Annotated in this window: 14 protein-coding genes; 5 read left to right on the top strand and 9 right to left on the bottom strand. The window is 61.3% G+C overall.

Annotated elements, in window-relative coordinates; translation table 11 throughout:
• From Q1A07_RS20845 to Q1A07_RS20820, 6 genes are all read right to left on the bottom strand, one after another.
• Nucleotides 1–280, bottom strand: a 280-nt coding sequence (locus Q1A07_RS20845; protein WP_299784268.1) for a methionine biosynthesis protein MetW, incomplete at its 3' end; no start/stop codon positions are given.
• Nucleotides 280–1,563, bottom strand: coding sequence for a transporter substrate-binding domain-containing protein (locus tag Q1A07_RS20840; protein WP_299784267.1), 1,284 nt, complete (start codon nucleotides 1,561–1,563; stop codon nucleotides 280–282). The genes Q1A07_RS20840 and Q1A07_RS20845, both read right to left, overlap by 1 nt.
• A 13-nt stretch (nucleotides 1,564–1,576) precedes the next feature.
• The gene (locus tag Q1A07_RS20835; protein WP_299784266.1) at nucleotides 1,577–2,194 is read right to left on the bottom strand and encodes a DUF4157 domain-containing protein; all 618 of its coding nucleotides are present in this window, start codon (nucleotides 2,192–2,194) and stop codon (nucleotides 1,577–1,579) included.
• A gap of 159 nt (nucleotides 2,195–2,353) precedes the next feature.
• A complete protein-coding gene (locus Q1A07_RS20830) occupies nucleotides 2,354–3,304 on the bottom strand; it encodes a ParB N-terminal domain-containing protein (RefSeq protein ID WP_299784265.1) in 951 nt (316 codons plus the stop codon).
• Nucleotides 3,304–4,599, bottom strand: a complete 1,296-nt coding sequence (locus tag Q1A07_RS20825; protein WP_299784264.1) for a ParA family protein — start codon at nucleotides 4,597–4,599, stop codon at nucleotides 3,304–3,306. The genes Q1A07_RS20830 and Q1A07_RS20825 overlap by 1 nt, the downstream gene beginning before the upstream one ends.
• Before the next feature lie 39 nt (nucleotides 4,600–4,638).
• Nucleotides 4,639–5,580 (bottom strand): helix-turn-helix domain-containing protein, encoded by a 942-nt coding sequence (locus tag Q1A07_RS20820; protein ID WP_299784263.1) that lies wholly within the window; start codon nucleotides 5,578–5,580, stop codon nucleotides 4,639–4,641.
• A 614-nt stretch (nucleotides 5,581–6,194) separates the two neighbouring features.
• On the opposite strand from Q1A07_RS20820, the gene Q1A07_RS20815 reads away from it, so the two are divergent.
• A complete protein-coding gene (locus Q1A07_RS20815) occupies nucleotides 6,195–7,244 on the top strand; it encodes a Fic family protein (RefSeq protein WP_299784261.1) in 1,050 nt (349 codons plus the stop codon).
• A gap of 12 nt (nucleotides 7,245–7,256) precedes the next feature.
• On the opposite strand, the gene Q1A07_RS20810 is transcribed toward Q1A07_RS20815, so the two are convergent.
• From Q1A07_RS20810 to Q1A07_RS20800, 3 genes are all read right to left on the bottom strand, one after another.
• A complete protein-coding gene (locus Q1A07_RS20810; RefSeq protein WP_299784259.1) occupies nucleotides 7,257–8,321 on the bottom strand; it encodes a YeeE/YedE family protein in 1,065 nt (354 codons plus the stop codon).
• 40 nt (nucleotides 8,322–8,361) lie between these two features.
• Nucleotides 8,362–8,697, bottom strand: a complete 336-nt coding sequence (locus tag Q1A07_RS20805) for a metalloregulator ArsR/SmtB family transcription factor (protein WP_195822723.1) — start codon at nucleotides 8,695–8,697, stop codon at nucleotides 8,362–8,364.
• A gap of 99 nt (nucleotides 8,698–8,796) precedes the next feature.
• Nucleotides 8,797–9,156 carry a hypothetical protein gene (locus Q1A07_RS20800; protein WP_195822724.1) on the bottom strand — a complete coding sequence of 120 codons (360 nt, stop codon included), beginning with the start codon at nucleotides 9,154–9,156 and terminating at the stop codon, nucleotides 8,797–8,799.
• 78 nt (nucleotides 9,157–9,234) lie between these two features.
• Between Q1A07_RS20800 and Q1A07_RS20795 the strand changes: the two genes are divergently transcribed.
• The 4 genes from Q1A07_RS20795 to soxY all read left to right on the top strand — a co-directional run bounded on the left by Q1A07_RS20795 (nucleotide 9,235) and on the right by soxY (nucleotide 11,574).
• Nucleotides 9,235–9,972: a cytochrome c biogenesis protein CcdA gene (locus Q1A07_RS20795; protein WP_299784255.1), complete on the top strand. Its 738-nt coding sequence runs from the start codon at nucleotides 9,235–9,237 to the stop codon at nucleotides 9,970–9,972.
• A gap of 13 nt (nucleotides 9,973–9,985) precedes the next feature.
• A complete protein-coding gene (locus tag Q1A07_RS20790) occupies nucleotides 9,986–10,558 on the top strand; it encodes a thioredoxin family protein (RefSeq protein WP_299784253.1) in 573 nt (190 codons plus the stop codon).
• Between the two features lie 94 nt (nucleotides 10,559–10,652).
• A complete protein-coding gene (soxX, locus tag Q1A07_RS20785) occupies nucleotides 10,653–11,126 on the top strand; it encodes a sulfur oxidation c-type cytochrome SoxX (protein ID WP_299784251.1) in 474 nt (157 codons plus the stop codon).
• 31 nt (nucleotides 11,127–11,157) lie between these two features.
• Nucleotides 11,158–11,574, top strand: a complete 417-nt coding sequence (soxY, locus tag Q1A07_RS20780) for a thiosulfate oxidation carrier protein SoxY (protein ID WP_299784249.1) — start codon at nucleotides 11,158–11,160, stop codon at nucleotides 11,572–11,574.
• Nucleotides 11,575–11,588 lie beyond the last annotated feature (14 nt).

Genomic DNA, 11,588 nt, shown 5'->3' with positions numbered 1-11,588 from the left:
CCGCCGCCCGCTCTGCCAGCATCTCCAGCGCCGCGGTGTTGATGTCGAACCCGGCCGCCACCCCTGCCCGCCCTTTCAGACGCAACAGATAGCGCCCGTTGCCACAGCCGAAATCGATCACGTGACCGCCCGGCGGCAACAAATCCAGCATCCGCCGCCATGTGGAGAGATTGGGATTGGGATAGCGCCGGTCGTAATGCCCCGACTGAAAATACAACAGATAGGACCGCGTGGTCAGATCCTGCGGGGCCGCGGCGCGTATCTCTTCATGCTGACCCATCAGTTCGGCGCAATCGCGCCGGAGCCGAGCGTGTTCTCGATCCGCTTGCGCCAGTCGGTGTCGCGCATCCGCTCGATCAGCGCACTGTCAATGGCCCGACGCAGATCATCGTTGCTGCCCGCGCGTGTGATCGCCCAGCCATAGGGCTCGTTCCGGTAGACACTGTCCTGCACGGTGATCTGCCCGTCATAAGGCGACCGCCGCGACATGTAAGACAGCGCAATCCAGTCGCCAAGCACCGCCTGCACCTTGCCCTGGTAAAGCGCCTCGACCCCCTCCTTCCACGTGGGCGTCAACACAACACCGCCGGGCAAGCCATCCGCCGGCATGGCTTCGATCTTGCGCGTGTTGGTATTGTGACCTTCGCACGCCAGCCACTGCGCCCGCGCTTTCAGCTTCTCCTGTTTCTCGCTGCCCTCATCGGCGCGAAACGCCGCCTCGGTGGTCTCCCGCCGCAAGAATTCCTGCGCCGTCGAACAGCGCAATACGGCGATGTTCAGCCCCGGCAGAGCCTGCGCGGAGACCGGCGGCTTCCCCCCGATGGCCCCGACAAAGGCCGAGGTGATCACACCCAGGATCATCGCCGACAGCGCCGTGCCGACCACCGCCATGATCATCTCGAAAATCTTGCCCATCAGCGTAGCAAACCCGTCACCGATCCCCTTCAATCCGGACGTCCGCGCAACTGCCTCCAGCATATAGGCCATCCAGGTGCGCACCGCGCCGGGCGGCGGATCATCCTCCGACCCCGTCGCCAGATTCAGCATGAAGGCGCGCAACAAAAACGCCGTCACGAGATTCAGCAGCAAAAACAGGATGATCGCCCGCGCGACCGTAGGCTGAAACACCGTGTCCGTGATGGTCTCGATCGCCGCCTCGAAATCAATCGCCCCGTCCTGTGCCACCGCCAGCGTCAGCCCGGATGACAGATACTGCTGGCTGAAATCATAGGTCAGCATCCGCTCGGACGTGATGGTCAGGGGCGAAATCACCACATCCACCGTGCCGCGCCGCAACCCCTGCTCCTGCGCATCGATGCTATCACAGTTCACAAAGGCCGTCGTCTTGTCGATATCCGTCGACACCGAATGCCACAGATCCACCGCGAACCCGCGCGGCATGCCATCCGGCCCCATGTAGGTGAAGGGTTCCGCCGACCGCACGGCCACCACCAGATCGTGGTCACCCTCGGGCACCTCACAGGCCCCGACGTGCAAGGCGAAGGTCAGCGTCAGGATCAGCAGCAGACCAAGACGGCAAAAGATCGGGCAGCGGTGGGACATGCGTAAAGGAGCCTTAACGTTCCGGTGTGGTGGTGTTGGTGGCGGTCGACAACAGGTGCCCCCGGATGGATTTGCCCTGCGCCACCCCACCGGCGCCAAGGGACATCGCCTTGGCCCCCATCATATCGGCCTCCTTTTCAAGACCGGCGTCATCGTTGATCTGGACATCATCCTTGAGCTGCCGGGTCGGGCGCACCCTGCCTTGCGCCTGCTGCACCGTGTGCCAGGCCTCATGTGGCAGGTGTTTTTCCTGACCGCTGGCAAGGTGAATATCGGTACCCTGCGCATAGGCATGGGCGCCGACCTTCTGCGGCTCGGACGAATTGTAATGCACCTGAACAGCGCTCATATCCATGCCCGACAGGCGCTCGACCCCGCTGCGCAAAGCACCCGGTAATCCGCCTTTGGCACGCCCCTCTTCGTCAACCGGTTTGAGCTGTGCCGCCCCCTGCCCCCATCGGGCCAGTTGCGCCACCACGGCGCTGTCATCGGCGCGCCGTTGCAACGCAGTCAGGCTGCTGTCTTGCCCCGCAACCGCAGACATATCCGAGCTGTGCTGCGAGGACGCGGCGCTTCTGACAGGGGTCTGAACCGGAACGGATTTGCGGTCGGAGGCTGAAATCTGCGCCACGAGGATTCTCCTTATGGTGGCAGAGTAGCACCGGAACTCCCTTACGTCATTTGATCTTTGGTTAATCAAACCCTAACCGGCGCAGGAAGGTCACACCGGGGTGTTGCTTCATCTTAAAATATTGATTTTATTATATTTTATTTGAAAACATACGATTTATCAGGGTTTTTTGATCTGGTACTTCATCACCACTTTCGCCAGATCGACCAGCAAAGCCTCCAGATCGTCTTCGGACACCTTGGTGTTGCGCATCTGGATTTGATAGCCCTTGGGCTGCTTCTTGGCCGTCATCGGAATACCGCGCACGTCGAACCGCTGCACCGTGTCCCCGGTCAGCGCTGGCGGCAACAACGGCGACAACCGTTCCCCCCGTTTCAGCTTCGGAACAATCGCCCGATACTGTCGTTTCGGCGTGGTGGAGATGTCCACTTCCTCAAGGATTTTGTCGCGCAATTCCAGGCAGGCCAGACCCAGCGAGACATCCCCCTGCCCCACGTTCAACCGCTCCGCGATCTCGGTCTGAGTCAGCTCGCGCAGGCTTTCCGCCAGTAACCCGATGGAGATCAGTTCCTCGAACCCATTGAGGTCCCGCCGCATGGTGTTCTCGTGGAACCGCTCTTCCAGATCGGCAAGGTCGCGGTCGCCCTGCACCGTGGCGATCACCGCCTTGACCGGCTGCCCCAGCACCCGGCAGGCCTCCAGCCGCCGCCGTCCGGACTGGATGTAGAATTCCGCCGTGGTCTCCAGCGGGTTTGCACGGTCCGCCTCCCAGGTCTCCTCCACCGGGCGCACGCGAATGGGCTGCGTTTGCCCGCGCCGTTTGATGTTGGCCACCAGCGCGGCGAAATCCTCATCCTCCTGCCAGGGCGCAATGCGGTCGCTGCCGACCTCGTCCCTGATCTGCGAAGGGTCGAGATCGAGCACGACCGTGCCCGCCATCACCCCCTGAAACAGGGAGCCATGCGCATCGTCGATCCGCTGTTTCAGCATGTTCATGGCCGACCCGGCCCACATGCCGCCCATGGCGCCCTTACGGTCTGTATCCGTCTCTGCAGGGCCTGTCAGAGCCTCATCCGGGATCGAGGCATCGAGTTTGCGTTTGCGGGCCATCAGCTCCAGCGCTCCTTTATGAAGGTCTTGGCGAAGTCTTTCGGGGGCAGCTCCGGCCAGATGCGCTGCACCAGCGCGTCATTGACCGCATTGGCATTGGCCATGAAAGCCTTGGCCGAGGCGCGCCGGGTCTTCGGCGGCATGTATTCATAGATGCTCTTGTACTCTTCGGCGGCATTCGCAATGGCGTCCGACCGGCTGTACCAGACCTGCATCACCTCGCGCGGCGCCTTGCGATAGAGGTCGAGAATCTGATCGGTATCCTGCGTGTTCTGTTCCTGAACGATGGTTGGCAGAACCATGTGTTCGCCTGCCCCGATCTCGATGTCCGCTTCAAAGCCCATGATGAACTCCAGATACTCGCCGATGTTCGACACATAGGTGGCCAGGGTCGCCAGATCGAACCCCTTCATCGTCTGCGGGATCACCACATTGTCCGCCGCCACCAACCCATTGAGCTGCATCAGCGTCAGCGAGGGCTGCTGATCGATCACGATCACATCAACGGTTTCCGACAGGGCCCGTGTATAGGCGGCCATATCAAAGGCCCCGTCTTCTCCGCGGAGATCGTCATTCGCAGTGCGCGGCCCGTTGTCGGCATCCCATGTCGCAATAGCGTCTTTCAGCACCCGGTAGACCGGCACCTGGGACTGCTGCGACATGAAAAACAGGCTGATGTCGCCGTTCTGAATATTCGCCCCGCCGGGGATCAGCCGGACGCCGGGCCAGGGTGTGGATTGCCAGATCCGATCCAGATCGCGCCCGGACGGTGGGGTCAGCTTCACCGCAGCCGGATCGTCCACCCCCATGAAATCCGCCAGCGTCGGCGTATCCGGCTCAAAAAGCGGCAGCTTTTCATCGGCAAAATAGAGGCTGACGGTGGCCTGTGGATCCGCGTCGATTACCCCCACGCGCAACCCGTAGTGCAAGTTCACATATTGCGCAAAATGAGCAGCGCTTAAAGACTTGCCGGTCCCGCCTTTCTGCGCACCGAAGGTCACAACCTTGACCGGATCGCCCGCCTGTCGCCAGTGGAGGTAGGGCCGCTTGGCCGCCTTGTTTGAGCCGATGATCGCGCGGATCAGCATGATCTCGGACGGCGAGAATGTCCGCTCCCGGCCCTGTTTTTCACCCTCTGGGAACATCGCCTCTTCATTCGATATCCGGGTCAGATAGGTTGTGTCGACGGCCAACAGGCTTGCAATTTCCACCATGGAAAACCGCCGTGCAACGCGCGTGCGCAAGGTCAAATCGCGCTGCAATTTGGTGTTCACCGCGCCCATGACCCGGCTCATATTCCGGATAAATTGCTCAAACTGCCCGTATGCCATCAATTATATCCACGGATATTTTTGTGTATTCATCCCTGATTTCGCCGGGATGAACGCTGTGTTCAAAGAACAGGAGGGCGTGTCGTTACGCAAGTGCTTTTGTGCCAGCCCCCAGCGTTTCAGGTAGCTTTTCAGCAGGTTTCGTTTCCGGGCATCGGCGGTGATACCAGAGGCCTTCACAAGCTTTTCGAACTGCTGGAGGGTCGGAAACTGGCGCCAATGCCGGGGCCAATGCTTCTGGATATGGACAATAATTCCCGCAGTTTCACTCCCTGAAAAGCCAGATTTATGTAGCCATTCCACCTGCTCTGAAACGTAGGCCTCTCCTGAATCCAAACTCAATTCTGTCCAAAGCTTGGTAAGTTGTGCGGTTATATCCGCGGAGATGGGTTTCATTGTTCCGCGCGCAAGATGCTCGTCCGTCGATGTCAGCATCTGAGATGTGGGAATTGTTTTTGCGGACGGGTAGGGCGCGCCCTTGAAGCAGCGCGCCCATTGTTCAAGCAAGTGATCCAAATTGGACTCCAAATCCATTGCTGAGTGATTTTTATGGATATGATTTTTAGAATCCTTAAGGCGTTCACTGGGCTGAACACTGCGTTCAGTTTTGGGTGTGGTTTTGCCTCTCAACGATGACCGCCAATCCCGCCAGAACGTTACGCGATATTTGAGCCGGTAGTTGTAGCCGCTTGCGGTTTGCTGTTCCTCGGTCTCGATCAAATCTGCTCTTCGTAACTCCTTGAGATAGCCGGAAATGGCGGATTTTGATCGGCCGGACCGTTGGCTCAACTGGTCCAGGGAGGGCCAGCAATAGCCTTCGGCATTGGCCATGCGGCAGAGTTCCACCAGCGTGCGAAAGGCGCCTGGGCTCAGGTCGATGTCGAGGATCTCGACGGGGAGGGCAACGAACCCTTTTTTTCGGTCAAATGACGGGTGCTCGGACATATTTACCTCGTTCCCGCAATGCAAAAAGCTTGCAGGTTATGGGGTGCCGCGCTATCTTTGGGTATCAGACAAGGACAGCCGACATGGTTGTTTTGAATGAAGCCGAGTGGTTGCCGCCGCTCGGCTTTGTTTTTGCAGTTGCCAATACTACATCAGCGCCTCCTTTTGCGGCTGCGCAAAAAAGGGTCGGGGAAGGTCCAGCGGGTAACGCCGGACATTTGCTGTCTTAAAGTGATCCCACATTTGGGCCGCCTGCTCAATGCACGGACTACTGCCGCGTTTTCTTGGTATTAAGGCCTATATAGCCCGAAATACCAAGACTATGGCAAGATTTTCTTTGCTTTGAGCGGGCAGTACATGAATTATGCACCTTATCCCCTTATTTTCATAGTGTTTTCAAAGAGGGTTGGCTGATCTGTAGAACGTTTCGTCGCCCCGTGTACCCATGGGGTAGGGGGCACGCGTGGCGAATCCCCTGGTACAGCGCGGAGGGCGATTCCCCGCAGGGCGGGTGACTGCATCGGTTTGGAAAAACCATGGAGCATGTTGGTATTGGGTGTAAACGGGTGTAGTTGCGGGTTGCGGAATGGGTGTAAATGGGTGTAGTTGCGGGTATGCTGATCACGAATACCCTGACCATCTCTCCCAAAATGCTCTCGCTGATCTCGGAGATCGACGAATTCAAAGGCGCGTGGCGGGCGTTGGGGACGCTGGCGCCGGAACGGCTGTCGGCGCTGCGGCGGGTGGCGACGATCGAGAGCATTGGCTCGTCCACCCGGATCGAGGGCAGCAAGCTGTCGGATGCGGAGGTGCGCCAGCTGCTGAGCAACATCGAGGTGCAGCCGTTCGAGACGCGCGACCAGCAGGAGGTAGCCGGATACGCCGAGGCGATGGAGACGATCTTTGCCGCCTGGGATCAGATCAGCATCACCGAAAATCACATCCTGCAGCTGCACCGAGACCTGCTGCGGCACAGCGGCAAGGACGAGCGGCACCGCGGGGGCTACAAGACCGCCAGCAATTCCATCGCGGCCTTTGATGAGGATGGCGTGCAGATCGGCGTGGTGTTCGAGACTGCTTCGCCCTTTGACACGCCGCGGCTGATGCGCGAGCTGCTGGACTGGTATGCGGTGCAGACCGAGCGCAAGGCGCTGCATCCGCTGCTGATCATCGGGATATTCGTGGTGGTCTTTCTGGAGATCCACCCGTTTCAGGATGGCAACGGGCGGCTGAGCCGGGTGCTGACCACCTTGCTGATGCTGCGGGCGGGCTATTCCTACGTGCCCTATGGGTCGATGGAGAGCGTGATTGAGCAGAGCAAGGAAGCCTATTACCTGGCGCTGCGTCAGACCCAGAGCACCATTCGCACGGCCCATCCGGACTGGCAGCCGTGGATGGAGTTTTTCCTCAGTGCGGCGCAGCGCCAGATGTCGCGGCTGAAGACGCGGGTGGAGCGGGAGCGGCTGATGATGGGCGCGCTGCCGGAACTGGCGGCCGAGCTGGTGCAGCTGACGCGGGACCACGGGCGGCTGACCATGGCGGAGGCCGCGCGGCTGACCGGGGCCAATCGCAATACGCTGAAACAGCATTTCCGCAAGCTGGTGGAAGAGGGGCATCTGAAGCTGCACGGGCGGGCGCGGGGAGCGTGGTACGCGCTGCCCTGAAGGGTGGGGGCGTCAGGACTGCAGCCAGCCGAAGGGGCGCCCCATGATCAACTGGCGCAGGCCGAAGGCGGCGCCGGTGAAGATCGACAGAAAGACGATGGGGGCGTTCAGCGTCAGCAGTGAGAAGGCGGAAAGCCCCTGTCCGATGGTGCAGCCCATGGCCAGGATCGCGCCGAACCCCATGAGGACCGCGCCCAGCACCTGTCGTTTCAATTCGCGCGGGTCCTCGCAGGCTTCCCAGCGGAAATGTCCCTTGATCAGGCTGCCGATGAAGGCCCCGGCCAGCACGCCAAAGACCGCGCCGACGCCAAAGGTCAGCCCGCCGCCGCTGGAGGTCATCAGGAAGAGCAGTGTTTCGCCCAAGGGCGAGGTGAAGGTGTGGCTGTTGACCGGAGCCGCGCCAAAGCGCGCGTCGGCCACCCATTGCGTGCCGGCCCAGCCGCTGACGATGGCAAGGCCCACCAGCGTGCCCCAGGCAAGCGCCCTGGGGCTGCGCAGAAAGTCGCGGGACCAGAGGGCGGCGGCGGTGATCGCCGCGCTGATCAGCAGGCCGAAGGGCAGGGAAGGGAGGCCAGTGGCCATGCTCAGCAGTTGCGGGTAGCTGCGGGTCTGCGTCGATATTTCGGTCAGGGAAAGACCGGCGAGGCGCAGCTGGGCGAGCGGCCCTGACAGCATGACATAGGCGCTGATCCCCATGACCAGCACGATCACGAAAGAGCGCAGGTCGCCGCCGCCGAACCGCGCCAGTGCGCCGAACCCGCAGTTGCCCGCCAGCGACATGCCATAGCCGAAGAGCAGCCCGCCGGTGATGGCAAAGGCGGGCGACCAGGGGGCCAGATGATAGATGGTCTGTGCGGGATCGAGCGCGCCGAGGGCCACGAGGCCGAAGGTGCCAAGGCCCGCCACCCCGATGGCCAGTATCCACATACGCAGCCGTATGTCGCTGCCCTGATAGAGCGCGTCTTCGATGGCGCCGAGGGTGCAGAAACGTCCAAGTCGCGCGGCGAGCCCCAGGATGAGGCCGCCCCCAAGCCCGATCAGGGCCAAAAGCCCTGCGTCTGAAATGCTGTCCAGCATGTGGTTCCTCCCGTATGTCTACGGGGCGTGGCGAGGCGCGCTACCCGTCCTTGCAGAACAGGTCGTAGACGAGATCAAGTATCTGAACGGCGCGGGGATCTGTCAAACTGTAATAAATCGCCTTGCCCTCGCGGCGCGGCGCAACCAGCCCTTCGGCGCGCAGCCGGGCCAGCTGTTGCGAGACGGCGGCCTGCCGGGCGGAGAGCAGCTCTTCCAGCTCGGTCACGGATTTTTCGCCGGTGGACAGATGGCAGAGGATCATCAACCGCCCCTCGTGGCTGATCGCCTTGAGGAAGTTCGACGCATTGCAGGCACTTTCCATCATCCGCTCGATCTCGGCGTCGGACATATCCTTGGTGATGACGGGAAGTGACATGAAGCTCTGGCTATCTCGCAATTTCGGGTCCTCATACCCATTGGGCGTTGATATGGCAATTAATGCAAGAACCCGCCAGGTCCAGAGCGGTGCACATGCCTATGATTTAGGCTCTGTTTCCTCCGGATGGGCGTCGAGCAGCTTGCCCAGCAGGAACCAGAAGAACTCATCCCCCGCATAGCCTTCGATGCGGCCCAGCTCCTTGCCGTCATGGACCAGCACGAAGGTGGGGGTGAAGACCGGGCGCGAGGTAAAGGTGATATCCTCGGGCAGGGCGCGCAGGTTGACCCGGCGCAGGGGCGCGCGTTTGCCTTCCTCGGTCTTGGGGTAGATATGCGCGAGATCCGCGTTCCAACGGGCGCACCAGTGGCAGCCGTCCTGTTCGACCATGACCAGATCGGCGGCCAGCGCGGGCAGGGGGGCCAGCCCGAGGGCCAGGGCAAGGAGCAGGCGTTTCATCGGCGTTCCAATTGACGGATCACATAAACATATAATATCTTGAATATGTAATTTGCACAAGCACTGGGGCGGGCCGGGATGTTGGATGTCAGTCTATTGGGGGCCTTTCTGGGCGGGCTGATCGTCTTTTTCTCGCCCTGTGTGCTGCCGATTGTGCCGTTCTACCTCAGCTATATGGCGGGAGCGTCCATGTCCGAGATCAGCGCCGAGGGGGTGCTGGCGCCGGGTGTGCGCCGCCGGGCCTTTGCCGCGTCGGTGATGTTTTCGCTGGGCATCATCACGGTCTTTGTGCTGCTGGGGGCAGCGGCCTACGGGTTGAGCCAGAGTTTTCGCGCGGCGCAGACGGAGTTCCGGCTTTTTGCGGCGCTGGTTGTGCTGGTGATGGGGCTGCATTTTCTGGGGGTGCTGCGGATCGGCTTTCTCAACCGGGCGTTTCAGATCGAGGCGGGCGACACCCAGGCCATGTCCGTGCTGGGCGCTTACGTCGTGGGGCTGGCCTTTGCCGCCGGGTGGACACCCTGCGTCGGCGGGGTGCTGACGGCGGTGGTGTTCACGGCCAGCACCGAGGCCACGGCCCTGCGCGGGCTGATCCTGCTGCTGGTCTTTGGCGTGGCGATGACCGCGCCTTTTGTGGTGGCCTCGCTGTTCATCGGGCCGTTCCTGAGGTTCGCCGCCCAGTTCCGCCGCCATCTGCCGAAGGTCGAAAAGGCCATGGGACTGCTGCTGCTGCTCTTTGCGGCGCTGATCGCCACGGACAGCGTCAACCACATTGCCCAGTGGATGCTGGAGACCTTCCCCGCCTTTCAAAACATCTAAAGGAGACCGCCTGATGAAACGCCTGCTGATCCTTCTGAGCCTGATCGCACTGCCCGGCTTTGCCGCCGAGCTGGGCGACGACGGGCTGCACAAGACCGACTGGATGCGCGACACCTTCAAGGACCTGCGGGAAGACCTCGCCGAAGCCAATGACGAGGGCAAAAGGCTGGTGTTGATGGTGGAGCAGCGCGGCTGCATCTACTGCACCAAGATGCATGAGGAGGTTTTTCCGCGCGCGGATATCGCCAGCTACATCGCCGAGAATTTCTTTGTCGTGCAGGTCAATCTGCATGGCGATACCGAGATCACCGATTTTGACGGCGAGACCCTGAGCGAGAAACAGGCGGCGCGGAAATGGGGGCTGCTCTTTACCCCGTCGATTCTGTTTTTGCCCGAAGAGGTTGAAGACGGCGCAACTGCGCAGAGTGCTGCTGTGGCCCTGATGCCGGGCGCCTTCGGGCCGGGCACAACGCTGGATATGTTCACCTGGGTCTATGAGAAGCGATACGCGCTTGATTCAGAGGAGGATTTTCAACGCTATCACGCGCGGCGCATTCAGGAGCGGGCGGATGGCACGGCGGACTGATCCAGTTCAAATTCGAATATCTGAATTTGTTCTTGATCGTTCACGGTTTCGTGTCCTATGGTATGCTGAACATTGAATGTGTTTGGGAGGACGCATGGAACGCATTTTTCTGGCAATTTTGGCCCTGACCGTCTCGACCTTCAGCGGGGCGGCGGAGGAGATCGCGCCCACGGCCGTGGTCTATGTGGACGGCAGCGTAGAGACCTCTCTGACCGGCAAGGCGGGCGACCCGGCCATGGGCCGCGAGATCGTCGGCAACAAGTCCTTGGGCAATTGCGTGGCCTGCCACGAGGTCACCGATCTGGCCGATGTGCCGTTTCATGGCGAGATCGGCCCGATGCTGGACGGGGCCGGGGACCGCTGGACCGAGGCGGAGCTGCGCGGCATCGTCGCCAATGCCAAGATCATGTTCGAGGACAGCATGATGCCGTCCTTCTACAAGACCGAAGGCTTCATCCGTCCCGGCAACGCCTATACCGGCGAGGCGGCGGATGACACCTTTGGCCCGCTGCTGACTGCGCAACAGATCGAAGATGTGGTGGCTTATCTGGCCACCTTGAAAGAGTAACGACCCCGAGGGGATCAAAGGAGGTTCACGCATGGAACTGACACGACGCAACGCACTGCTGATGGGCGCCAGCGCCTTTGTGGTCGCCGGGCTGCCGCTGCAGGCCGCCACCACGCCCGAAGAGGCCATCGCGGCCTTTACCGGTGGCGCCGAGATCGGAGAGGGGGACATCACCCTGACCGCGCCGGAGATCGCGGAGAACGGCAATACCGTGCCGATCGAGGTCGCCTCGGAGACGGCGGTAGAGATCATGGTGCTGGCCCTGGGCAACCCGACGCCACCGGTGGCGACCTTCAAGTTCGGCAAGCTGGCCGCGTCGCGCGCCGCCTCGACCCGCATTCGTCTGGCGGGCACGCAGGATGTGGTTGCGATTGCGAAGCTGGAGGACGGCTCCTTCGTGCAGGCCGCGGCGACGGTCAAGGTGACAATCGGCGGCTGCGGCGGCTAATCAGGAGAGCAAAG

The sequence above is a fragment of the uncultured Roseobacter sp. genome (genome assembly GCF_947492555.1).
In the GTDB taxonomy this organism is placed as follows: Bacteria; Pseudomonadota; Alphaproteobacteria; order Rhodobacterales; family Rhodobacteraceae; genus Roseobacter.
Note: the sequence above shows the minus strand (reverse complement) of the source record. Positions and strands in the feature narration are given on the sequence as shown.